The 25872-nt window shown below is 71.7% G+C and carries 21 protein-coding genes; 9 read left to right on the top strand and 12 right to left on the bottom strand.

The window, feature by feature from the left end:
• Nucleotides 1–178: 178 nt before the first annotated feature.
• Nucleotides 179–532 (top strand): hypothetical protein, encoded by a 354-nt coding sequence (locus NQ707_RS08220; RefSeq protein WP_058730683.1) that lies wholly within the window; start codon nucleotides 179–181, stop codon nucleotides 530–532.
• 25 nt (nucleotides 533–557) lie between these two features.
• Here the strand turns inward: NQ707_RS08220 and NQ707_RS08225 are convergent, their stop codons facing one another.
• Nucleotides 558–2531 (bottom strand): protein kinase, encoded by a 1974-nt coding sequence (locus tag NQ707_RS08225; RefSeq protein ID WP_260008386.1) that lies wholly within the window; start codon nucleotides 2529–2531, stop codon nucleotides 558–560.
• A 122-nt stretch (nucleotides 2532–2653) separates the two neighbouring features.
• Between NQ707_RS08225 and lipB the strand changes: the two genes are divergently transcribed.
• The 3 genes from lipB (at nucleotide 2654) to NQ707_RS08240 (ending at nucleotide 5299) form a co-directional block, all read left to right on the top strand.
• The gene (lipB, locus tag NQ707_RS08230) at nucleotides 2654–3334 is read left to right on the top strand and encodes a lipoyl(octanoyl) transferase LipB (protein ID WP_404435402.1); all 681 of its coding nucleotides are present in this window, start codon (nucleotides 2654–2656) and stop codon (nucleotides 3332–3334) included.
• A gap of 58 nt (nucleotides 3335–3392) precedes the next feature.
• The gene (gene lipA, locus NQ707_RS08235; RefSeq protein WP_404435404.1) at nucleotides 3393–4451 is read left to right on the top strand and encodes a lipoyl synthase; all 1059 of its coding nucleotides are present in this window, start codon (nucleotides 3393–3395) and stop codon (nucleotides 4449–4451) included.
• A gap of 98 nt (nucleotides 4452–4549) precedes the next feature.
• On the top strand, nucleotides 4550–5299 hold the full coding sequence (locus NQ707_RS08240; protein WP_064725823.1) for a DUF4191 domain-containing protein: 750 nt from the start codon (nucleotides 4550–4552) through the stop codon (nucleotides 5297–5299).
• A 144-nt stretch (nucleotides 5300–5443) separates the two neighbouring features.
• Here NQ707_RS08240 and NQ707_RS08245 read toward each other — a convergent pair whose 3' ends face one another.
• Complete coding sequence (locus tag NQ707_RS08245) at nucleotides 5444–5884, bottom strand: RDD family protein (RefSeq protein ID WP_064725824.1); 441 nt, start codon at nucleotides 5882–5884, stop codon at nucleotides 5444–5446.
• Nucleotides 5885–6143: 259 nt separating this feature from the next.
• Between NQ707_RS08245 and glnA the strand changes: the two genes are divergently transcribed.
• Nucleotides 6144–7568, top strand: a complete 1425-nt coding sequence (gene glnA / locus NQ707_RS08250; protein WP_058731672.1) for a type I glutamate--ammonia ligase — start codon at nucleotides 6144–6146, stop codon at nucleotides 7566–7568.
• A 139-nt stretch (nucleotides 7569–7707) separates the two neighbouring features.
• Here glnA and thrC read toward each other — a convergent pair whose 3' ends face one another.
• Nucleotides 7708–9153: a threonine synthase gene (gene thrC / locus NQ707_RS08255; protein ID WP_404435406.1), complete on the bottom strand. Its 1446-nt coding sequence runs from the start codon at nucleotides 9151–9153 to the stop codon at nucleotides 7708–7710.
• 106 nt (nucleotides 9154–9259) lie between these two features.
• Here thrC and budA point away from each other — a divergent pair, with 106 nt between their 5' ends.
• A complete protein-coding gene (budA, locus tag NQ707_RS08260; protein WP_064725801.1) occupies nucleotides 9260–10009 on the top strand; it encodes an acetolactate decarboxylase in 750 nt (249 codons plus the stop codon).
• A 16-nt stretch (nucleotides 10010–10025) separates the two neighbouring features.
• Here the strand turns inward: budA and NQ707_RS08265 are convergent, their stop codons facing one another.
• The gene (locus NQ707_RS08265; protein WP_404435408.1) at nucleotides 10026–13115 is read right to left on the bottom strand and encodes a bifunctional [glutamine synthetase] adenylyltransferase/[glutamine synthetase]-adenylyl-L-tyrosine phosphorylase; all 3090 of its coding nucleotides are present in this window, start codon (nucleotides 13113–13115) and stop codon (nucleotides 10026–10028) included.
• A 35-nt stretch (nucleotides 13116–13150) separates the two neighbouring features.
• The gene (locus tag NQ707_RS08270; RefSeq protein ID WP_404435410.1) at nucleotides 13151–14491 is read right to left on the bottom strand and encodes a glutamine synthetase family protein; all 1341 of its coding nucleotides are present in this window, start codon (nucleotides 14489–14491) and stop codon (nucleotides 13151–13153) included.
• Nucleotides 14492–14618: 127 nt separating this feature from the next.
• Between NQ707_RS08270 and panB the strand changes: the two genes are divergently transcribed.
• Nucleotides 14619–15491: a 3-methyl-2-oxobutanoate hydroxymethyltransferase gene (gene panB, locus NQ707_RS08275; RefSeq protein ID WP_404435412.1), complete on the top strand. Its 873-nt coding sequence runs from the start codon at nucleotides 14619–14621 to the stop codon at nucleotides 15489–15491.
• Between the two features lie 96 nt (nucleotides 15492–15587).
• Here panB and NQ707_RS08280 read toward each other — a convergent pair whose 3' ends face one another.
• Complete coding sequence (locus tag NQ707_RS08280; protein ID WP_058731770.1) at nucleotides 15588–15797, bottom strand: SPOR domain-containing protein; 210 nt, start codon at nucleotides 15795–15797, stop codon at nucleotides 15588–15590.
• Between the two features lie 65 nt (nucleotides 15798–15862).
• On the opposite strand from NQ707_RS08280, the gene map reads away from it, so the two are divergent.
• Together map and ppgK are read left to right on the top strand one after the other, a co-directional pair.
• Nucleotides 15863–16777, top strand: a complete 915-nt coding sequence (gene map, locus NQ707_RS08285; RefSeq protein ID WP_081101684.1) for a type I methionyl aminopeptidase — start codon at nucleotides 15863–15865, stop codon at nucleotides 16775–16777.
• Between the two features lie 176 nt (nucleotides 16778–16953).
• The gene (gene ppgK / locus NQ707_RS08290) at nucleotides 16954–17745 is read left to right on the top strand and encodes a polyphosphate--glucose phosphotransferase (protein WP_081046342.1); all 792 of its coding nucleotides are present in this window, start codon (nucleotides 16954–16956) and stop codon (nucleotides 17743–17745) included.
• Between the two features lie 154 nt (nucleotides 17746–17899).
• On the opposite strand, the gene nrdR is transcribed toward ppgK, so the two are convergent.
• The 6 genes from nrdR to NQ707_RS08320 all read right to left on the bottom strand — a co-directional run bounded on the left by nrdR (nucleotide 17900) and on the right by NQ707_RS08320 (nucleotide 25787).
• Entirely contained in the window at nucleotides 17900–18466 is a 567-nt protein-coding gene (gene nrdR, locus NQ707_RS08295; protein WP_081046340.1) for a transcriptional regulator NrdR, read from the bottom strand.
• Nucleotides 18467–18470: 4 nt separating this feature from the next.
• Nucleotides 18471–19808, bottom strand: a complete 1338-nt coding sequence (gene hisD, locus NQ707_RS08300; RefSeq protein ID WP_404435430.1) for a histidinol dehydrogenase — start codon at nucleotides 19806–19808, stop codon at nucleotides 18471–18473.
• Nucleotides 19809–19890: 82 nt separating this feature from the next.
• Nucleotides 19891–23382 carry a DNA polymerase III subunit alpha gene (gene dnaE / locus NQ707_RS08305; RefSeq protein ID WP_061225873.1) on the bottom strand — a complete coding sequence of 1164 codons (3492 nt, stop codon included), beginning with the start codon at nucleotides 23380–23382 and terminating at the stop codon, nucleotides 19891–19893.
• Between the two features lie 64 nt (nucleotides 23383–23446).
• Nucleotides 23447–24403, bottom strand: coding sequence for an RluA family pseudouridine synthase (locus tag NQ707_RS08310; RefSeq protein ID WP_061225867.1), 957 nt, complete (start codon nucleotides 24401–24403; stop codon nucleotides 23447–23449).
• Nucleotides 24400–24984: a signal peptidase II gene (gene lspA, locus NQ707_RS08315; RefSeq protein WP_058731767.1), complete on the bottom strand. Its 585-nt coding sequence runs from the start codon at nucleotides 24982–24984 to the stop codon at nucleotides 24400–24402. The genes NQ707_RS08310 and lspA overlap by 4 nt, the downstream gene beginning before the upstream one ends.
• Nucleotides 24981–25787 (bottom strand): DivIVA domain-containing protein, encoded by an 807-nt coding sequence (locus tag NQ707_RS08320; protein WP_133566353.1) that lies wholly within the window; start codon nucleotides 25785–25787, stop codon nucleotides 24981–24983. Before NQ707_RS08320 ends, lspA begins: the two co-directional genes overlap by 4 nt.
• Nucleotides 25788–25872 lie beyond the last annotated feature (85 nt).

Genomic DNA, 25872 nt, shown 5'->3' on the forward strand with positions numbered 1-25872 from the left:
TCCCGCCCACGGCGGGGTCGGCGGACCGTCGCCGTCTCCACCGGCACCCGGCGTCGTCGCCGGCCCGGCGTCCTTCGTCTCCACTGGTCCGGGACCCGGGGAGCTGGGGGCGTGAACCGCACGACATCATGGTGACACCATGTCGCCAAGATCGTCCGAGCCTGCCTATGCTGGAGGCATGTCTGTGCTCATGTCCCTCCTGCTCTTCCTGCACATCGTCGGCGCGGCCCTGGTCTTCGGCCTGTGGGTCGCCCACCTGCGGACCCCGCGGGTCCTGCCCGGCCAGTTCCACGCCGCCCTGCTGCAGCTGATCACGGGACTGGCGATGGTGGGCATCAGCGAGGCCCACGGCGGCAGCTCCCACTCCTATACCTGGATCGGCATCAAGCTGATCCTCGGCCTGGTCATCACCGTCCTGGCCTACATCGGCCAGCGCAAGGACAAGCGGGGCGAGACCGTGTCCACCGGCCTGGCCCACGCCGTCGGCGGCCTCGCGCTGATCAACATCGCCGTGGCCACGCTGCTGCACTGACGCCCCCCGGGATCCGGCGGGCCGGTCACAGGACCCGCACGCTCTCGATCCGCCAGGCGCCGGACTCGGCGCGCAGCCGGACCTCGATCCGCTGCTCATCGGGTTCGGCGCCGTCTTTGTCTCCGCGCGCCCGCCCCTCCCCGGCCTGGGCGGGTTCCTGGGTCCGATACCCCTGCACCCGCAGCGTCGTGCGCACGATCGCCTCGGATCCGCTGCGGGAGATCGGCTCGGGGTCCTGGACCGTGGAGCGCAGACCGGACCAGTCCGTGTCCGTCTCCTGCAGCCGCCGGATCAGCTGCGCATCCTGGGTGGCCAGCTCCTGGTCGGGCACCGCGTAACGCGCCAGCAGCGCGGCGTCCCGGGAGCGCAGCGCTTCGTCACGGGCCGCGAGCAGCCCGCCCAGGGCCGCCGCGGGATCCTCGGCGGCCGCGGGCGACTCCCCCTCCGCCGATCGCCGCGGCTCGGCGGAGGACACCGCGTGTTCCGAGGCGCCCGAGCCGCCCTCCGAGCCCCCGCCCGTCGACGCGGGATCGGCGGTCTCCGCGCTCGCCTGGGCTAGCGGCTGCACCTGCTCCTGCCCGTCGCGCAGCAGCAGGCCGCCTCCGACGGCGAGCGCGGACAGACCCAGCAGCCCCGCGGCGCCGAGCACCAGGGCGCGCCGACGCCGGGCCGGGGCCGACAGGCGCAGCGCCGCGGCCGAGCGACGTCGTGATCGCCCGGTGCGGCGCAGCTTGCGCGTGCCCGGATCCTCGACGTCGTAGACCAGCCGGTCCCGGGACTGCTCCGCCTCCTCGACCTGCTCGCCCGATCCCGGGCCTGCCCGGCGAGGCCCGGCCCCGCCGGGATGCCCCTCCCGCTGGCGGGGCAGGCGCCCGGCGAACTCCTCCCGCACGGAGGCGTGCAGATCCACGGGCTCGGCCTGCAGGGCGCCGCGGAAGACCTGCATGATCTCCTGCACGCGCGGGCGCCGCTGCGGATCCGGGTCCAGGGCCTCCTCCAGGACCGCCACCACCTGGGAGCCGATCCCGGGGCACATCAGGGGCAGCGGCGCCCGCTGGGCCTCGGGCCCCGGCGGCCGGCCGGTGAGCATCAGCCACGCCAGCTCGGCGAGGGCCCACACGTCCTCCGCAGGCTCGAGACCTTCCTCGGCCTCCCGCCACGGATCGGGCAGGGGCGGGCGCAGGAGCGTCTGGGAGCTGCGGGTGAAGAACACCGCCCCCGCGTCCAGGCTGCCGTGCACGAGGTCCTGGGCGTGCAGCCAGGACAGCGCCCGGCACAGGTGGGCCACGACGCCGGCGCACTCGGCGGGGCTGATCCGCTCCCTGGCCGCGAGGACCTCCGCGAGCCCGCCTCCCTCCGGGAACTCGCTGATCAGCAGCGGGGACAGGGGGTCTGCGGCATCGGCGCCGTACACGTGCAGCAGGTGCGGGTGGCGCAGGCCCGGGGCCCGGGCGCTGACCTGCTCGGCCCACCGCGTCGCGCTGCGGATCAGCTGCTCCTGGGCCGCTGCGCCCTCCGGAGGGAGGTACACCCGCACCATGCGCTCGCGGGCCAGGCGGCGTCGGGCGGCGTCGAGGTACCCGCGCTCCAGGGCGCGCACGGGCCCGCGCGCGGCGGCGGCTTCCCCGATGCGGGTGCGCGGATCCGGTGCGGCGGGGTCGTCCCCTTCCGCCGTGCACCGGGCGTACCAGAGCACGGAGGATTCCTCCCGACGCAGCCGGGTGACCAGCTCGTAGTCGCCGACCCTTCCCGCGGACTCCCCCGGCTCGGGATCGTCCTCCGGAGGCGGGGCACCCGGCGCCTGGACCTCGGGCAGCACGGGCCCGCGCGGCCCGGATGACTCCCGTGCGGGTGACGCCGCTGCGGATGAGGCCTGCGGGACCGCCGGGGCCTGCGGGGTCGGTGGCGGCGGTTCCGGGTGGCCGGGGCCGGCGGAGGGGTCGAGCAGCGCGCGCAGTCGTCGGGCGGAGGGGGTGGCGTCGGAGTCCTGGGGTCTCATGGGCCCAGTTCTACCGGCCGCAAGCCGCCGACGACGGCGTTGTCCACAGGCTGCCCCCGATCGCAGGGTCCCGGACTCGACTCCGGTTGGGGCGCGTGCGGGCCGGGAGTACGCTGGACGGCATGGCACTTGAGATGCGGCGGGTCGGCTTCGCCCCGGACCTCGTGGACTACCGACAGGCACTGGCCCTGCAGGAGCGGCTGCACGAGGAGGTCGCCTCCGGGCACCGCCAGAACACCGTGCTGCTGCTGGAGCACCCCCCGGTCTACACCGCGGGCAAGCGCGCCCTGCCCGAGGAGTATCCGCGCGACGGCACCGAGGTGGTGCCCATCGACCGCGGCGGCAAGATCACCTGGCACGGACCCGGCATGCTCATCGGCTACCCCATCGTGAAGCTGCCGGAGCCGCTGGACGTGGTGCGCTACGTCCGGATCCTGGAGGAGGCCATCATCGAGGTCCTGGCTTCCCTGGGCGTGCACGGCGAGCAGGTGGAGGGCCGCTCCGGGGTGTGGATCCGCGGCGAGGGCACCGCCCCGGACCGGAAGATCGCCGCGATCGGGCTGCGCGTGGCCCGCGGCACCGCGATGCACGGCTTCGCGATCAACTGCAGCAACAGCCTCGATGCCTTCGACACCTTCGTCCCGTGCGGGATCAGCGACGCAGGGGTCACCACCATCAGCCGGGTCACCGGGCGGAATATCATCCCCGAGGACATCGTTGACACGGTGGAGGACGCATTGCGTCGCCGGGCCGACCTGCTGGCAGCATCCTTCGAACCCGCCCGCCCCGCCACGGCCGCCTGAGGCCCCACCATCGTCGTCGGGCCCGTGCGGCCCACCCGCCCCCGCAGGAGGAGCACCCATGACCATCGCCCCCGAAGGCCGTCGGCTGCTGAGCGTGCAGGCCCGCTCCGGACGCGCCGCGGACAAGGACCGCAGGCTGCGCCGCGTCGAGCGCAAGAACGCCGAGACGCCCATCGAGAAGAAGCCCAGCTGGATGAAGAACCGGGCCGTGATGGGCCCGGAGTACCAGGAGCTGAAGCAGCTGACCCACAGCCAGGGCCTGCACACCGTGTGCGAGGAGGCCGGCTGCCCCAACATCTACGAGTGCTGGGAGGACCGGGAGGCCACGTTCCTGATCGCCGGGGACACCTGCACCCGACGCTGCGACTTCTGCGACATCATGACCGGGCGGCCCTCCGCCCTGGACCCGCTGGAGCCGATGAAGGTGGCCCGCTCCATCCGGCAGATGGATCTGCGCTACGCCACGATCACGGGGGTGGCCCGAGACGATCTTGACGACGGCTCGGCCGCGCACTATGGGCGGGTCATCGAGGCCGTGCACGAGCAGAACCCGAACACCGGCGTGGAGATCCTCATCCCCGACTTCCAGGACAAGCGCGAGCGGCTGAAGCTGGTGGCCGACGCCGACCCGGAGGTCTTCGCGCACAACGTCGAGACCGTCCCGAGGATCTTCAAGAAGATCCGCCCCGCCTTCTCCTACGAGGGATCCCTGGATGTGATCTCCTACGGCAAGGAGCGCGGGCTGGTCACCAAGTCCAACCTGATCCTCGGGATGGGCGAGACCAACGAGGAGATCTACGAGGCGCTGTGCGACCTGCACGACGCCGGCTGCGACATCATCACCCTCACCCAGTACCTGCGTCCGTCTCCGCTGTTCCACCCGATCGACCGGTGGGTCAAGCCCGAGGAGTTCGTGCAGCTGTCCGAGGCGGCCGAGGAGATCGGCTTCCTGGGGGTCATGGCCGGACCCATGGTGCGCTCCTCCTACCGGGCCGGGCGCCTGTGGGCGCGGGCCATGCGCAAGATGGGGCGGGAGATCCCGGAGCACCTGGCCCACATCGCCGACGAAGGCAGCGCCCGGCAGGAGGCGTCCTCCCTGCTGAAGAGCCTCGCGTAGACTGGACCCCGTCTTTCTCCGTTCCCTTCCGCTCCCGGGATCGCGCTGCGGCCGCCGGGGCGGAGGCGGACACCCATCATCAGCAGTGCTAGCGAGGTATGGACTTGGCGTCGACGTCGTCGAACAGGAAGCCCGCGCCCACCCGCGAGGAGCGGCGTGAGCAGAAGCGGCAGCGGAAGCAGAACAAGGGGCCCGGCTGGTTCTCCCAGATGAAGCAGGTCTACGGGATGACCAAGAAGTCGGATCCCAACATCACCTGGATCCTGCTGCTGTCCGCCCTGGCGACCCTCCTGGTGTTCCTGCTCATCGGCGTCCTGCTGCACAACTGGATCACCTGGCTGATCATCGGCATCCCCGTCGCGGTGCTGGTCGCCGTCATCATCCTCTCCCGGCGGGCCCGGCGCGCCGCCTACGCCCAGGTCGAGGGCCAGCCCGGCGCGGCCGGCGCCACGTTGCAGGATCTGGGGCGCGGCTGGATCATCGAGGAGCAGCCGGTGGCCTTCAACCCGCGCACCCAGGACCTGGTGTTCCGGGCCCTGGGCCGGCCCGGCGTCGTGCTGGTCACCGAGGGCCCGGCCCAGCGGGTGCGCTCCCTGGTGGGCCAGGAGCGCAAGAGGCTGCACCGGCTGGCCCCCAACGTCCCCGTGCACGTGGTCAACACCGGCGACGGCGAGGGGCAGGTGCCCCTGAAGCGGGTGAGCAAGACGGTGCGCGCCCTGCCCAAGAAACTCACCCAGCAGGAGGTCCACGAGGTCTCCAAGCGCCTGTCCTCCCTGAACCGGTCCCTGCCGGTGCCCAAGGGCGTGGACCCGATGCGGGCCCGCCCGGATCGGAAGATGATGCGCTGAGGCGCCCTACGCGCCCGCCTGGACCCGAACGGCCCGGGTCCGCCTGCCCCAGCATCGGGGACGGCGGACCCGGGCCGCTGCGTCATCGGGGGCCGTTCTCGGGCCGTGGGCTCGCCGCCTGTGGGCTTGCGGGCCGCGGGCTCCTCAGCGGATGCGCACCAGCACGGTGTCGTTGAGGCGATCCTGCAGCCCCCGCTGATCCTCGTCCATGACGACGGCGGGAATCACCAGGGTCACCAGCAGGGCCCGCAGCGCGGCCCGGCCGAATCCGGCGGGGGTTCCGCGCAGGGTCTGCACCTGCATCCCGCACAGCAGGTGGCCCAGAGTGTGGCCCCACAGCCCCACCAGCAGGCTCTGGTAGGCGAAGAACGCCACGAGGGGCCAGATCCCGGCCCAGCCCTGCACCGTGCCCACGATCAGCCAGCAGATCCCGAAGCACAGGTACCAGTCCAGGACCAGGGCCAGCAGACGCCGCGGGAAGCGGGCCACGGAGCCCGGCCCCGCCGCGGGACGGCCCAGGCGCTGGCCCGGCCAGTCGGAGGTCGCGGCGTCGTGCTCGGAGGTGGAGGGATCGGGGATAGCCATGATGGCCCAGGATAGCCGAGAGCCGCCGCCTCCCGGGTGCGGGCGCTCCCGCGCGGTAGGGTGGGAGTCACAGGCCGGCCGCCGACCGTCGTCGTCGCCCCGCTCCGGGCCCCGCGTTACCGCGGGGAAACACCCGGGATACGGCAGGGCAACGTCGTCACCCTAGGTTGGGGCCAGCCGCACCGCGGCGCACGGCCCGGAAGCAGCTTCCGGGGTCGCCGCGCGGTCGCCGCAAGCTACCCGAAGGAGAGCCCCGACCATGTTCCAGAACGGCCAGGAAGTGCTGGACTATCTGAAGGAAGAGGACGTCGTCTTCGTCGACATCCGCTTCACCGACCTGCCCGGCGTGCAGCAGCACTTCAACCTCCCCGCCAAGGCCGTGGACGATGACTTCTTCGTCAACGGGCAGCTGTTCGACGGCTCCTCGATCCGCGGCTTCCAGGGCATCGCCGAGTCGGACATGCAGCTGATCCCGGACCCGAAGACCGCCTTCGTGGATCCCTTCCGGGTGGAGAAGACCCTCGTGGTCTCCTGCTCTATCGTCAACCCGCGCACCGGCGAGCCCTACCACCGCGACCCGCGCGGCGTGGCCGAGCGGGCCGAGGCCTACATGAGGTCCACCGGCATCGCGGACACCGCGAACTTCGCCTCCGAGGCCGAGTTCTTCATCTTCGAGGACGTGCGCTTCCAGGTCACCCCGCAGCACACCTTCTACCGCGTCGACTCCGACGAGGCCCCGTGGAACTCCGGGCGCGAGGAAGACGGCGGGAACCTCGGCAACAAGACCCTCACCAAGGGCGGGTACTTCCCCGTGGCCCCCGTGGACAAGCAGGGGGATCTGCGCGACGCGATCTCCGTGGCTCTGGACGAGGTCGGCCTGGACGTGGAGCGCGCCCACCACGAGGTCGGCGCCCCCGGGCAGGCGGAGATCAACTACAGGTTCTCCACGCTGACCCTGGCCGCGGATGACCTGATGAAGTTCAAGTACGTGGTCAAGAACACCGCGGACGCCTTCGGCAAGTCCGCGACCTTCATGCCCAAGCCGGTCTTCGGCGACAACGGCTCCGGCATGCACTGCCACCAGTCGCTGTGGAAGGGCGGGGAGCCGCTGTTCTTCGATGAGCGCGGCTACGCCAACCTCTCCGACACCGCCCGCTGGTACATCGGCGGCCTGCTGGAGCACTCCTCCGCCGTGCTGGCCTTCACCAACCCGACGGTGAACTCCTACAAGCGCCTGGTCAAGGGCTTCGAGGCGCCGGTGAACATGGTCTACTCGCAGGGCAACCGCTCCGCGGGCATCCGCATCCCGATCACCGGCTCCAACCCCAAGGCCAAGCGCCTGGAGTTCCGCGCCCCGGACCCCTCCTGCAACCCGTACCTGGCCTTCGCCGCGCAGCTGATGGCCGGCCTGGACGGGATCCGCAACCGGATCGAGCCGCCGGAGCCCATCGACAAGGACCTCTACGAGCTACCCCCGGAGGAGGCCAAGGACATCAAGAAGGCCCCGGGCTCCCTGGAGGAGGCCCTGGACGCCCTCGAGGCGGACCACGACTTCCTGCTGGAAGGCGACGTGTTCACCGAGGACCTGATCTCCACCTGGATCGAGTACAAGCGGGAGAACGAGCTGAAGCCGCTCACCCAGGTTCCCCACCCGCTGGAGTTCCAGATGTACTACGGGGTCTGAGAGCCCCTCGACGCCGGGGAAGCCCCCGCTCCCCCGCCCCTTCGGGCCGGTGGAGCGGGGGTTTCCCCGTTTGTGTGGAAGGGAGCGGTACGCCGGGCGCACGCGCCGCTACGGAGTCGCGCCGTCGCCGCCCTCGCCCTCAGCGCACGTCGACGGCGGCGATGCGCTCCCGGATCAGGTCCTTCACGGCCTCGGCGTCGTCGGGCAGGTCCACCACGTGCCGCGGGGCCTCCATGATCCCGACGAAGCGCTCGGGGATCTGCGGGTCCCGGCCGATGGCCTCGCGGATGGTGTCGGTGAACTTCACCGGCAGGGCCGTCTCCAGGCACACGATCGGCGTGTCCACCGCGTCGCGCACGCGCCGGGCCACGCTCACCCCGTCCGCGGTGTGCGGATCCATCAGCACCCCCAGCCGCTCGTGGGCATCCCGGATCGTGGAGACCCGGTCGGCGTGGGTCGAGCGCCCGGAGAGGAAGCCGAAGCGGGTCGCGGCATCCTCGAACTCTTCGGTGCCGGCCAGGCTGAACCCGCCGCGGCGCACCTGGGTGCCGAACAGGTCCGAGGTGCGCGCCGCGTCCCGGCCCAGCAGGTCGAAGACGAAGCGCTCGAAGTTCGACGCCCGGGAGATGTCCATGGACGGGCTGGAGGTCTCGGCCGTCTCCGCCGCGGAGCGCACCCGGTACTCCCCGGTGCGGAAGAACTCGTCGAGCACGTCGTTCTCGTTGGTGGCCACGATCAGCCGGTCGATCGGCAGCCCCATCTGGCGGGCGATGTGCCCGGCGCAGATGTCCCCGAAGTTCCCGGTGGGCACGCAGAAGCTCACCCGCTGGTCCTCCGCGGTGGTCACCCGCAGCCAGGAGGAGACGTAGTAGACGATCTGCGCGAGCAGCCGGGCCCAGTTGATGGAGTTGACCGCGCCGATGCGGTGCTCCTTCTTGAATGCCGCATCCGCGGAGATCGCCTTGACGAGGTCCTGGCAGTCGTCGAACACCCCGTCCACCGCGACGTTGACGATGTTCGGGTCATCCAGCCCGAACATCTGGGCCTGCTGGAACGGGGTCATCCGCCCCTTCGGGGTCAGCATGAACACCCGGATGCCCTCGCGCCCGCGCATCGCGTACTCCGCGGAGGATCCGGTGTCCCCGCTGGTGGCCCCCAGGATGTTCAGGGTCTCCCCGCGCCGGGCCAGCTCGTACTCGAACAGCTCCCCCAGCAGCTGCATCGCCATGTCCTTGAACGCCGCGGTGGGCCCCTCGGACACGTGGGCCAGGTGCAGGCCATCCTCCAGCGGGGTGACCGGCACGATCTGCGCGTCGGCGAACTTCTCCGGGGCGTAGGCCCGCTCGGCGATGCGCCGCAGCTGCTCCGCAGGGATGTCGTCCACGAACAGCTCCATGATCTGCGCGGCGAGCGCGGCGTAGCCCTCTTCTGCCAGCAGGGTGCGCCAGGAGCGCAGGGTGGAGGCATCCAGCTGCGGGTAGCTCACCGGCAGGTACAGGCCGCCGTCCGGGGCCAGCCCGCGCAGCAGGATGTCGGTGAAGGACGCGGGGGCCGCCTCGGGGTCGCGGGTGGAGAGGTAATCCATGCCCACCATGGTATCGGCCGGCCCGCAGCCGCACGGCCCTAGAGTGGGAGGTGAGCGTCGGGGGATCCCCGCCGCGCATCCTGTCCGAGCGTATGAAGGAGCCCCCATGTCCCGGTCCCCCAAAGAGCTGCACGGCGAGATCATGTACCGCAACGAGGTCTTCCAGACGGGGCTCATGGCGGGCCTGCTGGACGGGATCTACGACGGGGAGATGACCGTGGGCGAGCTGCTGGGCCACGGCAACTTCGGTCTGGGCACCTTCGACGGGCTGGACGGGGAGATGATCGTGCTGGACGGCGCCGCCTACCAGATGCGCCACGACGGCTCCGTGCAGGAGGCCGCCCTGTCCCAGCGGACCCCCTACGCCGTCGTCACCAACTTCGTGCCCACCATCCGCCGGGATCTGCCGCGGGACCTGCTGCGGGCCACCGCCTCGCAGATCCTGGACGATCTCACGGTGTCGAAGAACTACATGTACGCGCTGAAGATCCGCGGCTCCTTCGAGTGGGTGCGCACCCGCACGGTGATCAAGCAGTCCAAGCCGTACCCGAAGATGGTCGATGCCACGGACAACGAGGACATCGTGCAGTTCGACGACCTCATCGGCACGATCGTGGCCTTCCGCACCCCGATCTACGAGCAGGGCATCTCGGTGCCGGGCTGCCACGCCCACTTCATCGACTCCACCCGCCAAGTGGGCGGGCACGTGATCGACTTCAAGCTGAAGGAGGCGCGGGTGGAGATCTGCCCGGGCACGGAGCTGCGCCTGCACCTGCCGGTGACCCCGGAGTTCTCCGCGGCGGATCTGTCCCCGGAGGATCTGGCGGATCAGATCTCCCGGGCGGAGAAGCACTGAGCCCGGTCGCGGGGCCTCACCGGCTCAGCGGCCCGTAGAACAGGTTCTCGTAGATCCCGCGGGCCCGACGGGTCAGGCGCAGGTAGTCCTCCTCCAACACCCTGGCCCCGCCCTCGGCGCAGCCGACCCACCGGGCGATGGCCTCCAGGTCCCGGCGCGCCGTCGGCAGGGAGTCCGAGGCGCGCCCGGTGCGCAGCACGACGCCGCCGCGCACGCGCGTGGCCAGCAGCCACGCGGATTCCAGCACGTGGGCGTCCTCCGCGTCGATCAGCCCGAGGGGCACGGCCGCGCGCAGGGCGCGCAGCGTGCTGGTGGTGCGCAGCTCGGGGTGCTCGTGGGCGTGGCGCAGCTGCAGCAGCTGCACGAGCCACTCGACGTCGGACAGCCCGCCGCGGCCGAGCTTGAGCTGGCGGGTCGGGTCCGCCCCGCGGGGCATCCGCTCGGCCTCCACGCGCGCCTTCATCCGCCGGATCTCCTGGATCCGGCGCGGCGGCAGCTCGGCGGGGTACCGGTAGGGGTCGATGATCCGCACGAAGGCCTCGGCGACCTCGTCGGAGCCGGCCAGGGGGCGGGCACGCAGCAGCGCCTGGTGCTCCCAGGTGTCGGACCAGCGGGCGTAGTACTCGGCGTAGGAGTCCAGGGAGCGGACCATCGGCCCGGAGCGGCCCTCCGGGCGCAGGTCCGCGTCGATGACCAGGGTCCGCTCCGCGCGGATCGCCGGCTCCACGGGCCCCTTGAGCAGCTGCACGGTGCGGGTCACCAGCCGCTCGGCCTGGCGCAGGGCCTCCTGCTCCCCGGCGCCGTCGCGGGCGCGGTGGACGTACATGACGTCGGCGTCCGAGCCGTAGCCGATCTCCGCACCGCCCTGCCGGCCCATCCCGATGATGACGACGTCGGTGAGCACCGGCTCGCCGTCCTGCTCGTACAGCTCCCGCTCGGCCACGTGCAGGGCGCCCAGGATCGCCGCCTGGTCGGCGTCGGACAGGCCCCGCATGATCTGCTCGGCGTCCAGGACCCCGGTGCACTCCCCCATCGCGATGCGCAGCATCTCCCGGCGCCGGATCAGGCGCACCGCGCGCACGGCCTCCTGGGCGTCCCGGTGCCGGGAGACCTTGGCGCGGATCTCGGTCCACAGCTCCTCCAGCGTCTCCGGGCGCAGCTGCTCGTCCTTGTCCAGCCAGGCGATGGCCTCCGGCTCCACCTCGATGAGGTCCGTGGCGAAGCGGGAGGAGGAGAGGATCTCGCACAGCCGCTGCGCAGCGGTCGCGGAGTCCCGCAGCATCTTCAGGTACCAGGGGGTCTGACCGAGCTCCTCGGAGACGCGGCGGAAGTTCAGCAGCCCGGCGTCCGGGTCCACCCCGCGAGCGAACCAGCCCAGCAGCACCGGCAGCACGGTCTTCTGGATCTCCGCCCGGCGGCTGATCCCGCGGGTCAGCGCCTCGATGTGGCGCATGGCCCCCTGGGGGTCCAGGTAGCCCAGGGCGGCCAGCCGGTCCCGGGCGGCGTCGGGGCTCAGGGCGACCTCCGCGGCGGACAGGTGGGCGACGGCGGCCAGCAGCGGCCGGAAGAACAGGGCCTCGTGCAGCCCGCGCACGCTGCGCTTGGCCTCGCGCCAGCGGGTCAGCAGCTCCTCGGCGGTGGTGCGGGTGCGCTCCTGCGGGGCCTGCATGGCCCGGGCCACGGCCAGCTGCTCCCGCTCCCGGGCGGGCATCAGGTGCGTGCGGCGCAGCTGGCGCAGCTGCACCCGGTGCTCCAGCAGGCGCAGCCAGCGGTAGCGGTCGGCGAAGGCGCGGGCGTCCTCCCGGGAGATGTAGGAGCGCTCGGCCAGGGCGCGCAGGGATTCCAGGGTTCCGCGGGTGCGCACCTGCTCATCGGTGCGCCCGTGCACCAGCTGCAGCAGCTGCACGGTGAACTCCACGTCCCGCAGCCCGCCGATCCCGAGCTTGATCTGCCGTTCCCGCTCGGCCTCGGGGATGTGGTCGCTGACCCTCCGGCGCATGGCCTGCACGGAGCCGACGAAGCCCTCGCGCCCGGAGGCCTCCCACACGAACGGGGTCACGGCCTCCAGGTACTGCCGTCCCAGCTGCGGATCGCCCGCGATCGGGCGGGCCTTGAGCAGGGCCTGGAACTCCCAGTTCTCGGCCCAGCGGCGGCAGTAGGCGCGGTGGGAGTCCACGGTGCGCACCAGGGGGCCGTCCTTGCCCTCGGGGCGCAGGTTGGCATCCACCTCCCACAGGGCCGGCTCCGGGCCGACGCCGTGGATCACCTGGGTCAGGGCCCGCACCAGCTCCTCCCCCAGCTGCACGAGCCGCTGCTCCTCCAGCGGCTGGGCGTTCTCGGGCTCGACGTCGTCGGCGTCGTCCGGGTCCGGCTGGGCGGGTCCGACGGCGTAGATCACGTCCACATCGGAGATGTAGTTCAGCTCCCGCGCCCCGCACTTGCCCATCCCGATCACGGCCAGCGCCACCCGGGAGACCTCGGGGGAGGTCTGAGCGATCTCGGCGCGGGCCACGGCCAGGGCGGCTTCCAGCGCGGCCCCGGCCAGGTCGGCCAGGCACGCCGCGATCCGCTCGAACTCGACGAGGGGATCTTCGGCGAGCAGGTCCGCGACGGCGATGCGGGTCAGCGCCGCACGGTAGGCGGTGCGCAGGGCCAGCTGCGCCTGCTCCCCGGTGGTCTCGGCCACCGGCGTCCGGTGGTCCGGGTCGGCGCCCACGCAGCGCAGCAGGTCCTCCCGGTACTGCCGGGCCATCTCCTGCCCGCGGACCTCGGGCAGGCGCTGCGGACCCCCGGTGAGCAGGTCCAGGTACTCGGGGCGGCGCAGCAGGAAGTCCCCGAGCGCCTCGGAGGCGCCGAGCACCCGGTACAGGGCGGGCGCCGCGCCACCCCGGTCCACGGCCTCGGCCAGCCCGTCGGGGCGATCCCCGAGCAGGCGCACCAGGGACTTCAGGGCCGCGTCCGGGGAGGGGCTCAGCCGCAGCCCCTCCAGCAGCGCCTCCCGATCGATGCCCTCCAGCTCGCGGGCCTCGAGCCAGCGCTGGGCGCCGGTGAGGTCCTCGAAGCCGATGCCGGCCAGGCGGGTCTTGCCGGAGGCCGCGTGCGTCATCTGGGTCCTTTCTGGCGGGTCGGACGGGGCCGGGCTCAGAGCAGGCCCAGGTTGTACTTCAGCTCGTAGGGGGTGACCTCGCGGCGGTAGGCCGTCCAGTCCTCCTGCTTGTTGCGCAGGAACTGGCGGAAGACCTGCTCGCCGAGCACCTCGGCCATAAACTCGGATTCCTCGGTCTGGCGGATCGCGTCGTGCAGGGAGGCCGGCAGCGGGTCGTGGCCGAGGCTGGCCCGCTCGCGGGCGGTCATGGAGGCGACGTCGTCGGCCTCGGCCATCGGCAGCTCGTACTCCTCCTCGATGCCCTTCAGGCCCGCGGCCAGCACGACGGCGTAGCCGAGGTAGGGGTTCACCGCCGAGTCCAGGCCGCGGTACTCGATGCGCGCGGACTGCATCTTGTTCGGCTTGTACAGGGGCACCCGGACCAGGGCGGAGCGGTTGTTGTGCCCCCAGGAGAGGTAGGAGGGGGCCTCCCCGCCGCCCCACAGGCGCTTGTAGGAGTTCACGAACTGGTTGGTCACGGACGTGAACTCAGGGGCGTGGCGCAGCACCCCGGCGATGAAGTGCCGGGCGGTGCGGGAGAGCTGGTACTCGGCCCCGGCCTCGAAGAAGGCGTTGGAGTCCCCCTCGAACAGGGAGAAGTGGGTGTGCATCCCGGAGCCGGGGTGTTCGGTGAACGGCTTGGGCATGAAGGTCGCGTAGATGCCCTGGGTGTGGGCGACCTCCTTGATCACGGAGCGGAAGGTCATGATGTTGTCCGCGGTCTGCAGGGCGTCGGCGTGGCGCAGGTCGATCTCGTTCTGCCCGGGGCCGCCCTCGTGGTGGCTGAACTCCACGGAGATCCCCACGGATTCCAGCATGGTCACGGCCCGGCGTCGGAAATCCTGGACCACCCCGCCGTAGACGTGGTCGAAGTAGCCCTCCCGGTCCACCGGCTCGGGGAAGCCGTCCGCGTTCAGCTCGGGGGACTTCAGGAGGTAGAACTCCACCTCCGGGGCGGTGTAGCAGGTGAAGCCCATGTCCCCGGCCTTGGCCAGGATCCGCTTGAGCACCCCGCGGGAATCCGCGGCGGAGGGCTCGCCGTCCGGGGTGAGGATGTCGCAGAACATCCGGGAGGTGGGCTCCTGCTCTCCCCGCCAGGGCAGCAGCTGGAAGGTGGAGGGATCCGGCTGCAGGAGCATGTCCGATTCGGAGACCCGGGACAGGCCCTCGATGGAGGAGCCGTCGAAGCCCAGGCCCTCCTCGAAGGCGCCCTCCGCCTCGGCCGGGGCCAGGGCCACGGACTTGAGGGTGCCGACGACGTCGGTGAACCACATCCGCACGAAGCGCACGTCCCGCTCCTCGATGGTGCGCAGCACGAATTCCTGTTGGCGGTCCATGGGTGCCTCCTTGGGGCTGGGTCGGGCGGGGCGGCGCGCGGGGGCCGTCTGCCCCCACTGTATCCGCACCCCGCTCTGCTTCGGGTCGGCCTGCCCGCGTGCCGCCCGGGCACTAGGATGGCAGGCCATGAGCACGTACCTGTCCTCCGAGGACGACCCCCCCGCCGCCCCCTCCGGTCCCGCCAACGGCCTGGAGGGCGTCTCCCGCATCCGCACGGTGCATCTGCGCCGATGCAAGGAGGAGGGCACGCGGTTCTCCATGCTGACCAGCTATGACGCGATGACCGCCCGGATCTTCGACGAGGCCGGGGTGGAGGTGCTGCTGGTCGGGGACTCCGCGGCCAACACGGTGCTGGGGCTGGAGTCGACCACGCAGCTGCGGATGGAGGACTTCCTGCCGTTCGTGCGGGCGGTCTCCCGCACGGCGCGGAGGGCGATGGTCGTGGCGGATCTGCCCTTCGGCACCTACGAGGCCTCCCCCGCGCAGGCGGTGGAGGCCGCGGTGCGCCTGGTCCGCGAGGGCGGGGCGCATGCGGTGAAGATGGAGGGCGGGGCCTTCTACGCGGAGCATGTCCGGGCGATGGTCCAGGCGGGGGTTCCGGTGATGGCCCACCTGGGCTTCACCCCGCAGTCGGAGCACGTGCTGGGCGGTTTCCGGGTGCAGGGCCGCAACGCGCAGGCTGAGGGGCTGGTGGAGGATGCCCGCAGGCTGGAGGAGGCCGGGGCCTTCGCGGTGCTGCTGGAGATGACCGCGGCCCCGGCGGCGGCCGCGGTGGAGGCGGCGCTGAGCGTGCCGACCGTCGGCATCGGCGCGGGGGCTGAGACCACGGGGCAGGTGCTGGTGTGGCAGGACATGGCCGGTCTGACCACTGGGCGGACCCCCCGCTTCGTGAAGCGCTACGCGGACCTGCGCACGGCGCTGACCGCGGCGGCCCGCGATTACCGGGCGGAGGTCGTCCAGGGCGTGTTCCCGGGGCCTGAGCAGACCTTCCAGGACTAAGGCTGCGGGTTCACCCGTGCAGCAGCTCGGCGGGGCGCACCCGGCTGACAGACCCGACGACGGGCGTTCAGCCCGTCCGAGGCGCCGATGAGGGGCTCAGCCCTCGCGCCACTCCCGGTCCGCCTCATCCCAGGCCTCATTGCGCTGCTCGGCCTTCTCCAGGGCGCGGCTGGCCTCGGCATAGCTGGCGTAGGGTCCGATCAGCTTGCGGTAGTCCGAGGAGGCCGGATGCTCCACCTCGCGGGTGTAGGTGTTGAACCAGTACTGCTGGTCCTCGGGCAGTTCAGCGGCGTCGTTCAGCGCCATGGGGTGCCTCCTCGCGGGGTCGTCTCGATCCGGCTCTGCGGGGCCGGTGGCCTAGAGTTGATGATATGTCTGCACCCTCCGAAGCCACCACCGGACACAACATCCCCACCGAACCCGGGAAGGCCCCGCTCGGGGCCCTGACCCCCGGCGTCGTCGGACCCGTGCGGACGGTGCCCTCCTGGATCCCGCGACCCGAGTACGTCGGCAAGCCCACCGCCCGGGAGGGCCAGGGCTCGGACTTCTACACCCCGGAGGAGGTGGAGCTGATCCGCGCGGCCGGGAAGATCGCCGCCGGCGCCATCGTCGCCGCCGAGGCCCACTGCGTGCCGGGAACCACCACCGATGAGATCGACGCGGTGGTCCACGAGTACATCTGCGACCACGCCGCCTACCCCTCCACCCTGGGCTACCGGAACTACTGGAAGTCCGTGTGCACCTCCCTGAACGAGGTCATCTGCCACGGCATCCCGGACTCCACCGTCCTGGAGGACGGGGACATCATCAACCTGGACGTCACCGCGTACAAGGACGGCATGCACGGGGACACCAACCGCACCCTGCTGGTCGGGGACGTGGACGAAGAGTCCCGCCTGCTCGTGGAGCGCACCGAGGAGGCCCTGCGCCGGGCCATGAAGGCCGTGAAGCCGGGCCGGGAGATCAACGTGATCGGGCGGGTCATCGAGAAGTACGCCGCCCGCTTCGGCTACGGGGTGGTCCGGGACTTCACCGGGCACGGGGTGGGCCGGGAGTTCCACTCCGGGCTGATCATCCCCCACTACGACGCCGCCCCCGCCTATGACACCGTGATCCAGGAGGGCATGGTCTTCACCATCGAGCCCATGCTCAACCTCGGGACGATCTCCTGGGACATGTGGGAGGACGACTGGACCGTCGTGACGAAGGACCGCAGGCGCTCCGCGCAGTTCGAGCACACCATGGTGGTCACCGCCGACGGCGTGGACGTCCTCACCCTCCCCTGAGCGCACCGACCCCGCCCGGTCCCGCCGCAGGGGCCGGAACCCGACCCGACAGCGACAGACCCGACGCAGCAGAAGGAGCAGCCGTGACCGAGAAGACCAACGTGAACCGCCCGGAGCTGGCCGTGCAGGCCGACCTGGACCGGGAGGAGTCCCTGCCCGCCCCCGCCCCCCACGAGCTGGCCATCGGGGTGGACATCGGCGGCACCGGCATCAAGGGCGGGATCGTGGACCTGCGCACCGGGGACCTGGTCTCCGAGCGCTACCGCATCGACACCCCGAAGCCGGCCACCCCGGAGACCGTCATCCCCGTCGTGGAGACGATCGTCGCCGAGCTGCAGTCCCGGGAGCTCACCGCCGAGCCGGACTCCGCGATCGGCGTCGGCTTCCCCGCGATCATCAAGGACGGGCACACCTGGTCCGCGGCCAACGTGGATGAGTCCTGGATCGGGGCGGACCTGACCGGGCCCGTCGCCGAGGCCCTGGGACGGCCCGTCCACGCCGTCAACGACGCCGACGCGGCCGGTCTGGCCGAGGCGATCTACGGACAGGGCCGGCACCGCTCCGGCTTCCTCATGATGATCACCCTGGGCACCGGGATCGGCTCGGCGATCATCAACAACGGCCAGCTGGTGCCCAACTCGGAGCTGGGCCACCTGGAGATCGACGGGCACGACGCGGAAACCCGCGCCTCGGTGCGGGCCCGCGAGCGCGAGGACCTGTCCTGGAAGCAGTACGGCAAGCGGCTGCACCGCTACTTCTCCCACGTGCAGCGGCTGTTCTCCCCGGACGCGTTCATCATCGGCGGCGGGGTGTCCAAGAAGCCGGAGAAGTTCCTGCCGTATCTGGAGGACATCGGCACGCCCATCGAGATCGCGGTGCTGCGCAACAACGCCGGGATCGTCGGGGCGGCCCTGTGGGCGGCGGGCCAGCCCGGGGAGAAGGAGAAGCACGACCGCACCGCGGGCTGAGCGCCGCGGGGCCTGCCCGTGGGAGGTCCGCAGGCAGCGGAAGAGCCGGTACGTGACGGCTTCCCCTCCGCACGTACCGGCTCCTGATCCGAGCTTACCCCGTCGGCCGCCCGCCGCGCCAGAGCCCCGGCCAACCCGGTCAGGCGGGCGTGCCTCAGATGAGGGTCTGCTGCTGCGGGCCGTCCTCCTCGCTCCGCTCGGCTCCGCGGGTGCCGGCCGCGGGGGCTGAGTCCTCGGGTGCCGCGTCCTCGGGGGCGGTGTCCTCGGGCCCGCTTCCGGCTTCGGCCCGCAGGGAGCGGATGGCCGACTCGAAGTCGTCCAGCCCCTCGAAGGCCTGGTAGACGCTGGCGAAGCGCAGGTACGCCACGGTGTCCAGACGCTGCAGCGGCTTGAGGATCTCCAGGCCGACGTCGTTCGCGTCGATCTCCGCCAGGCCCTTGGCGCGGATGGACTCCTCGACCTCCTGGGCCAGCAGGGCCAGATCGTCCTCGCTGACCGGGCGGCCCTGGCAGGCCTTGCGCACCCCGGAGATGATCTTGGCGCGCTTGAACGGCTCGGTGGCCCCGGAGCGCTTGATGACGTTCACGGCGGTGGTCTCCAGGGTGGAGAAGCGCCGCCCACAGGCCGCGCACTGGCGGCGCCGGCGGATCGCGGAGCCGTCATCGGCCACCCGCGAGTCCACCACGCGCGAGTCGGGGTGGCGGCAGTACGGGCAGTGCACGGCGCTACTCCCCCGCCCCGGTCGGCTCCGTCCGCACGGCCACGGCCCGGCCGTGGGCCGGCAGATCCTCGGCCTCGGCCAGGGCCCGCACGGTCGGGGCCACCGCGGCCAGAGCCTCGGCGGAGTACTCGATCAGCTGGACCACCTTCATGAAGGTGGCGGTGTTCAGGCCGCTGGCCCACCGGGCGGAGCCGCCCGTGGGCAGCACGTGGTTGGATCCTGCGGCGTAGTCCCCGAGCGGCACCGGGGAGTGCGGGCCGAGGAAGACGGCCCCGGCGTTGCGGATCCGCGCGGCCACCGCCCGCGGGTCCGCGGTCTGGATCTCCAGGTGCTCGGGCGCCCAGGCGTCGGCCACCGCGACGCTGTGCTCCAGGGAGTCGGTGAGCACCACCCCGGACTGCGGGCCGGTCAGGGCCTGCGCGACCCGCTCGGCGTGCCGGGTGCGGGCGGCCTGGACCCGCACCTGCCGGGCCACGGCCTCGGCCAGCGGGGCGGAGTCGGTGATCAGCACGGAGCCTGCGTGGGGGTCGTGCTCGGCCTGGGAGATCAGATCCGCGGCCACGTACACCGGGTCCGCCGCGGCGTCGGCGATCACCGCGATCTCCGTGGTCCCGGCCTCCCCGTCCACCCCGACGACGGAGCGCAGCTGCCGCTTGGCCATCGCCACGTACACGTTGCCGGGGCCGGTGAGGATGTCCACCGGCTCCAGGGGCTGCGGCTGCTGCTCGTCCGGGCGCAGCCCGTGGGCCATCGCGGCCAGGGCCTGCGCCCCGCCGATCGCCCACACCTCCTCGATGCTCAGCAGCGCCGCGGCCGCCAGGGTGGTGGGGTGCGGCAGACCGCCGAACTCCCGCTGCGGCGGGGTGCACAGCACCACGGACTCGACGCCGGCGGCCTGGGCGGGCACCGCGTTCATGACCACCGAGGAGGGATACACCGCCAGCCCGCCGGGCACGTACAGGCCGACCCGGCGCACCGGGGTCCACCGGTTGACCAGCCGCGCCCCCGGGGCGACCTCCAGCTCGGTGGTGGCCGGCTTCTGCGCGGCGGCGAAGGCGCGGATCCGCCCGATCGCCGTCTCCAGGGCCTCGCGCACGCCCGGGTCCAGCTCGGCCAGCGCCCGCTCGAGGGCCTCGGGCGGGACCCGCAGGCCGGACTGCTCGACGCCGTCGAAGCGCGCGGACAGCTCCCGCAGGGCGGGCGCCCCCTCGGCGCGCACCCGCCGGATGATCTGCGCGACGGACTCCTCGGCGTGGGCCAGGTACTCCCCCGACGGGCGCGGCAGCAGCCCGGCCAGGGCGGCGGGGTCCAGGTCCCGGCCGCGCAGATCCAGCACGCGCATCGCGGGGCCCTCGGTCGGGGCGGTCTCAGCAGGGATCGAAGTGCTCACCCTGGCCATTCTAGCCGCGCCCGCGCCTGACCGATCAGGAGGCCCGCTCCAGGCAGGCCGGGCCGAACAGCACCTTCAGATCCCCGAACAGCGCCGGGTTGGGGTTGACCCGAAGCCGCGGGGACAGCCGCATCAGCACGTCCTTGCCGCGGCAGGCCAGGTTGATGCGCACCTCGGCCTCGCCCCGGTGGTTCAGCAGGATGCCCTCCAGCTCCCGCAGGGTCCGCTCCGTGGCCCGGTGCTCGGGCAGGGACAGCACGATCGGGCCCTGCTGGCCCTCGGCGTCGATGTCCGGGATCTTCATCTCCTGGGCGCTGATGGTCACCGAGCCGTCGTCGCGGCGCTGCAGGCGCCCCTTGATGGTCACGATCAGGTCCTCGGCCAGCAGGCTGGCGATCGGGGCGTACACCTTCCCGAAGAACATCACCTCCATCGACCCGGTGCGGTCCTCCAGCTCGATGCGGGCGTAGGCGTTGCCCGAGGTCTTGGCGACCTTGCGCTGCACCGAGGTGATCATCCCGGCCACGGTGACGATCGCGCCGTCGGGTTTCCCGTCCTCGTCCAGCAGGGATTGGACCGAGGAGTCCGCCAGCTGGCCCAGCACCTCGTCCAGCCCCCGCAGCGGGTGGTCCGAGACGTACAGCCCGAGCATGTCGCGCTCGAAGTTCAGCTTGTCCCGCCGCTCCCACTCGGGCACGTCCGGGATCGCCACGGTCAGCTCCGCTGAGGGGTCCTCCTCCTCCATCCCGATGCCGCCGAACAGGTCGAACTGCCCGGCCGCCTCCTGGCGCTTGACGGACACGGTCGCGTCGATCGCCTCCTCGTGGATCATCGACAGGGCCCGGCGCCCGTGGCCGAGGTCGTCGAAGGCGCCCGCCTTGATCATGGAGTCCACGGTGCGCTTGTTGCACACCACCGCGGGGACCTTCTTGAGGAAGTCGTGGAAGGAGGTGAAGCGGCCCTTCTCCTGCCGGGTGTCCACCATCGCCTGGACCACGTTCGCCCCGACGTTGCGCACCGCACCCATTCCGAAGCGGATGTCCCGACCCACCGGGGTGAAGTTCAGGGCGGATTCGTTGACGTCCGGGGGCAGCACCGTGATGCCCATGCGGCGGCACTCGTTCAGGTACAGAGCCAGCTTGTCCTTGTCATCGCCCACCGAGGTCAGGAGGGCCGCCATGTACTCCTGCGGGTAGTGGGCCTTCAGGTACGCCGTCCAGTAGGAGACCAGACCGTAGGCGGCGGTGTGGGCCTTGTTGAAGGCGTAGTCGGAGAAGGGCAGCAGGATGTCCCACAGGGCCTTGACCGCGCTCTCCGAGTACCCGTTGTCCAGCATCCCCTGGTGGAAGGTCGCGTACTGGCGGTCCAGCTCGGCCTTCTTCTTCTTGCCCATGGCCCGGCGCAGGATATCGGCCTCGCCGAGGGAGTACCCGGCGACCTTCTGGGCGATGGCCATGACCTGCTCCTGGTACACGATCAGCCCGTACGTGGTGTCCAGGATCTCCGCCAGCGGCTCGGCCAGCTCCGGGTGGATCGGGGTGACCTCCTGCTGGCCGTTCTTGCGCAGGGCGTAGTTGATGTGCGAGTTCGCGCCCATCGGGCCCGGGCGGTACAGGGCCAGGACCGCGGAGATGTGCTCGAAGTGGTCCGGCTGCATCATCTTCAGCAGCTGGCGCATCGGCCCGCCGTCGAGCTGGAAGACCCCGAGGGTGTCCCCGCGGGCCAGCAGCTCGTAGCTGGCGGCGTCGTCGATCTGCAGGGTCTCCAGATCCAGGGTCTCCTGCCGGTTCGCCTCGATGTTCTCCAGGGCGTCGGAGATGATCGTGAGGTTGCGCAGGCCCAGGAAGTCCATCTTGATCAGGCCCAGGCCCTCGCAGGTCGGGTAGTCGAACTGCGTGATGACCTGCCCGTCCTGCTCGCGGCGCATGATCGGGATGACGTCGATCAGGTCGTGGCTGGACATGATGACCCCGGCCGCGTGCACCCCCCACTGCCGCTTGAGCCCCTCCAAGCCCTGGGCGGTGTCGAAGACCTTCGCGGAATCCTCGTCGGTGGCCAGCAGCTCCCGCAGCTCCTCGGCCTCGGAGTAGCGCTTGGCGTCCTTGTCGTAGACGTCCTGCAGGGAGATGCCCTTGCCCATGATGTCCGGCGGCATCGCCTTGGTCAGCTTCTCCCCCGTGGAGAACGGGTAGCCCAGCACCCGGGAGGAGTCCTTCAGGGCCTGCTTGGCCTTGATGGTCCCGTAGGTCACGATCATCGCGACGCGGTCCTCGCCGTACTTCTCGGTGACGTAGTGGATCACCTCGGAGCGGCGCCGATCGTCGAAGTCGACGTCGAAGTCCGGCATGGACACGCGGTCCGGGTTGAGGAACCGCTCGAAGATCAGGTCGTGCTCCAGCGGGTTCAGGTCGGTGATGCGCATCGCGTAGGCGACCATCGACCCGGCACCGGAGCCTCGGCCCGGACCCACCCGGATCCCGTTGTTCTTGGCCCAGTTGATGAAGTCCGCGACCACCAGGAAGTACCCGGGGAAGCCCATCTGGATGATGATGCCCTGCTCGTACTCGGCCTGCTTGCGCACCTCGTCCGGGACCCCGTCGGGGAACCGGTAGTGCAACCCGGCCTCGACCTCCTTGATGAACCAGGACTCCTCGTTCTCCCCCGGGGGGCAGGGGAAGTCCGGCATGTAGTTCGCGGAGGTGTCGAACTCCACGTTACAGCGCTCGGCGATCTCCAGGGTGTTGTCGCAGGCCTCCGGGAAGTCCCGGAACAGCTCGCGCATCTCCGCCGGGGACTTCAGGTAGAACTCATCGGCGTCGAACTTGAAGCGCTTGGGGTCCTGCAGGGTGGAGCCGGACTGCACGCACAGCAGGGCCGCGTGGGCCTTGGCGTCCTCGGCGCGGGTGTAGTGCAGGTCGTTGGTGGCCACCAGCGGCAGGTTCAGCTCCTTGGCCAGGCGCAGCAGGTCCTGAGTCACCTGCTTCTCGATGCCCAGCCCGTGGTCCATCAGCTCGCAGTAGAAGTTCTCCGCCCCGAAGATGTCCCGGAACTCCGCGGCCGCATCCAGGGCCTCCCGGTACTGGCCCAGGCGCAGACGGGTCTGGATCTCCCCCGACGGGCAGCCGGTGGTGGCGATCAGGCCCTTGCCGTAGGTGTTCAGCAGCTCCCGGTCCATGCGCGGCTTGTACAGCTGGCCCTCCAGGGAGGCCCGGGAGGAAGCGCGGAACAGGTTGTGCATGCCCTCGGTGGTCTCGGCCAGCAGGGTCATGTGGGTGTACGCGCCGCCGCCGGAGACGTCGTCGCGCCCGCCGTCGGCGAACTTCACGCGGGTGCGGTCCTGCCGGGCGGTGCCCGGGGTCAGGTACGCCTCGACGCCGATGATCGGCTTGATCCCGGCATTGCGGGCCCGGTTCCAGAAGTCGAAGGCCCCGAAGAGGAAGCCGTGGTCGGTGGTGGCCATCGAGTCCATGCCCAGCTCGTGGGCGTGCTCGAACAGGTCGTCCAGGCGGGCGGCGCCGTCGAGCATCGAGTACTCGGTGTGCACGTGCAGGTGGGTGAAGCCCTTGGTCTTGGCCGCTGAAGTCACCGCCCTAGTTTAGGACATCCCCGCTGCGCACGGCCTCCAGGGCGAAGCTCAGATCCGCCGGGTACTCGCTGGTGAAGCGCACCCGCCGCCCCGTGCCGGGATGGTCGAAGCCCAGCCGGTGCGCGTGCAGCCACTGGCGGGTCAGGCCCAGGTCCGCGGCCAGGCGCGGATCCGCCCCGTAGGTGAGATCCCCGCAGCAGGGGTGGTTCAGGGCGGAGAAGTGCACGCGGATCTGGTGGGTGCGCCCGGTCTCCAGGTGCACCTCGGCGAGGCTCGCGGGGCCGAAGGCCTCCAGCACCTCGTAGTGGGTCACGGAGGCCCGCCCGTCCTCCACGACGGCGAAGCGCCAGGAGTGCCCGGGGTGCCGCCCGATCGGGGCGTCGATGGTCCCGCGCAGCGGGTCCGGGATGCCCTGGACGAGGGTGTGGTACACCTTCTCCACGGTGCGCTCCTTGAAGGCCCGCTTCAGCGCGGCGTAGGAGGGCTCGTTCTTGGCGACCACCATCAGCCCGGAGGTCCCCACGTCCAGCCGGTGCACGATGCCCTGGCGCTCCGGTGCCCCGCTGGTGGCGATGTTCACCCCGAGACCTGCCAGGGCCCCGACCACGGTGGGCCCGTGCCAGCCGGGGCTGGGGTGGGCGGCGACCCCGGTGGGTTTGTCCACCACGACGACGTCGGCGTCCTCGTGCACGATAGAGAACCCGTCCACGACCTGCGCGACCACGCGCGCGGCCTCCTCGGGCTCCGGCACCCGGGCGGTGATGACGGCGCCGGCCGGGACCTTCAGGGATTTGGCGGGCTTCAGCTGCCGTCCCTCGTGCCGCACGCGCACCCGGTCCTGCTCGCACCAGGCGGCCGCGGCACTGCGGGAACCACCCGATTCCCGGGCCAGCAGCGCATCCAGGCGGGCGCCGTCGTCCTCGTCGCTCACCGCGAACTCGATGGTCTGCTCAGCGCTCATGGGCGGGTCTCCTCGGGATGCTCGGCGGCGGCCCGCCCGTCATCGGCGGGCGCGAGGGTACCCGACTCCGGCGACCGGCCCTCCAACGGGACGCCGCGCAGGGTCAGCACGGCGATGACGGCGATGGACACGCAGATGCAGGAGTCGGCGATGTTGAAGATCGCGAAGTGCGGCACGGAGATGAAGTCCACGACGTGCCCGCGCCCGAAGCCCGGCTCCCGGAAGAGCCGGTCCGTGAGGTTGCCCAGCACCCCGGCCAGCAGGCCCGCCAGGCTCAGCAGCCAGGCCGCGCTGCGAGCGCGCGGCAACAGCCGGATCACCACGACGGCGACCGCCGCCTGCACGAGGGTGAACACCCAGGTCACGGACTCCCCCAGGGAGAACGCGGCCCCGGGGTTGCGCAGGAAGCGCCACCACAGCAGATCGGGGATCACGGTGATCCGCTGGCCCTCGACCATGTGGGCGACGACCCACGCCTTGCTGGCCTGGTCCGCCGCGTAGAGCAGGGCGCCCAGGACCACGGCGGAGACGACGAGGCCGACCCGCGCACGGGTCGGCCTCGCGGTGCTGCGGGAGCTCACGCGGCGTCGGGCTCCAGCCCGGCGGTGTTCTCCAGCTCGGTGAGCCGGGACTCCAGGTGCTCGCGCAGGCGGGCCCGGTAGCTGGCCTCGAAGGCGCGCAGCGCCTCGACGTCGGACTCCAGGGCGGCCTTGTTGGTCTCCAGGTTCTCCATGACCTCCTTGCGCTGGGCCTCGGCCTCGGCGACGAGGGTCTCGGCCTGCAGCTGGCCCTCGGAGATCAGGCGGGCCCGCTCGGAGCGGCCCTCGGAGACGTACTCGTCGTGCAGGCGCTGGGCCATCGCGATCACCGCGGCAGCCGACTCGGCGGACTCGGTGGACCCGGCCGGGGCGGCGGACTGCGGGGTCGCGGGGGCGGAGTCGGCGGCGGACTCGGCCTGGGCGGGGGCCTCCACGGTCTCGGCTTCCTCGACGACGTCGGCGTCCGCGGGCAGCTCGGCGGCGGCGTCCTCGGCGGGGGCGTCACCGGAGGGGGTGAGGTCCTGCTCGGCCGGGGCGCTCACGGTCTGCTCCTCGGCGGGCTGGGACAGGGCGGCCACGGAGCTGGCGCCCTCGCCAGCCCCGGACTCCTCAGCGGCATCCGAGGCCTGCCCGGCGGTGCCGGTCTGGGCGGCGCCCTCGGCGGTCGGGTCGGGGATGCCGTGCTCGGACAGCGCCTGGCGCAGCGTCCGGTTCTCCTCGTTCAGCCGCTTCAGCTCGGCCACGACGTCGTCCAGGAAGAGATCGACTTCCTGCTGGTCGTAGCCCTCGCGGAACTTGGTGGGCTGGAAGGTCTTCTCGACGACCTCTTCCGGGGTCAGTGCCATGAAAGTCACCTCGTGTCTGTGCGCCTGCCGCGTCGGTCGGCGCTGCGTCGGACGGTTGTTCACCCCTCATCCTAGTGGGTGGGGC

It is taken from the genome of Rothia sp. BD8 (assembly GCF_044878465.1).
In the GTDB taxonomy this organism is placed as follows: domain Bacteria; phylum Actinomycetota; class Actinomycetes; order Actinomycetales; family Micrococcaceae; genus Rothia; species Rothia kristinae.

Bases quoted from the DNA above. Each gene is read 5' to 3' on its own strand.
- NQ707_RS08220 (WP_058730683.1), top strand. From the start codon at position 179: ATGTCTGTGCTCATGTCCCTCCTGCTCTTCCTGCACATCGTCGGCGCG.
- NQ707_RS08225 (WP_260008386.1), bottom strand. From the start codon at position 2,531: ATGAGACCCCAGGACTCCGACGCCACCCCCTCCGCCCGACGACTGCGC.
- lipB (WP_404435402.1), top strand. From the start codon at position 2,654: ATGGCACTTGAGATGCGGCGGGTCGGCTTCGCCCCGGACCTCGTGGAC.
- lipA (WP_404435404.1), top strand. From the start codon at position 3,393: ATGACCATCGCCCCCGAAGGCCGTCGGCTGCTGAGCGTGCAGGCCCGC.
- NQ707_RS08240 (WP_064725823.1), top strand. From the start codon at position 4,550: ATGGACTTGGCGTCGACGTCGTCGAACAGGAAGCCCGCGCCCACCCGC.
- NQ707_RS08245 (WP_064725824.1), bottom strand. From the start codon at position 5,884: ATGGCTATCCCCGATCCCTCCACCTCCGAGCACGACGCCGCGACCTCC.
- glnA (WP_058731672.1), top strand. From the start codon at position 6,144: ATGTTCCAGAACGGCCAGGAAGTGCTGGACTATCTGAAGGAAGAGGAC.
- thrC (WP_404435406.1), bottom strand. From the start codon at position 9,153: ATGGATTACCTCTCCACCCGCGACCCCGAGGCGGCCCCCGCGTCCTTC.
- budA (WP_064725801.1), top strand. From the start codon at position 9,260: ATGTCCCGGTCCCCCAAAGAGCTGCACGGCGAGATCATGTACCGCAAC.
- NQ707_RS08265 (WP_404435408.1), bottom strand. From the start codon at position 13,115: ATGACGCACGCGGCCTCCGGCAAGACCCGCCTGGCCGGCATCGGCTTC.
- NQ707_RS08270 (WP_404435410.1), bottom strand. From the start codon at position 14,491: ATGGACCGCCAACAGGAATTCGTGCTGCGCACCATCGAGGAGCGGGAC.
- panB (WP_404435412.1), top strand. From the start codon at position 14,619: ATGAGCACGTACCTGTCCTCCGAGGACGACCCCCCCGCCGCCCCCTCC.
- NQ707_RS08280 (WP_058731770.1), bottom strand. From the start codon at position 15,797: ATGGCGCTGAACGACGCCGCTGAACTGCCCGAGGACCAGCAGTACTGG.
- map (WP_081101684.1), top strand. From the start codon at position 15,863: ATGTCTGCACCCTCCGAAGCCACCACCGGACACAACATCCCCACCGAA.
- hisD (WP_404435430.1), bottom strand. From the start codon at position 19,808: ATGCGCGTGCTGGATCTGCGCGGCCGGGACCTGGACCCCGCCGCCCTG.
- dnaE (WP_061225873.1), bottom strand. From the start codon at position 23,382: ATGCTCGACGGCGCCGCCCGCCTGGACGACCTGTTCGAGCACGCCCAC.
- NQ707_RS08310 (WP_061225867.1), bottom strand. From the start codon at position 24,403: ATGAGCGCTGAGCAGACCATCGAGTTCGCGGTGAGCGACGAGGACGAC.
- NQ707_RS08320 (WP_133566353.1), bottom strand. From the start codon at position 25,787: ATGGCACTGACCCCGGAAGAGGTCGTCGAGAAGACCTTCCAGCCCACC.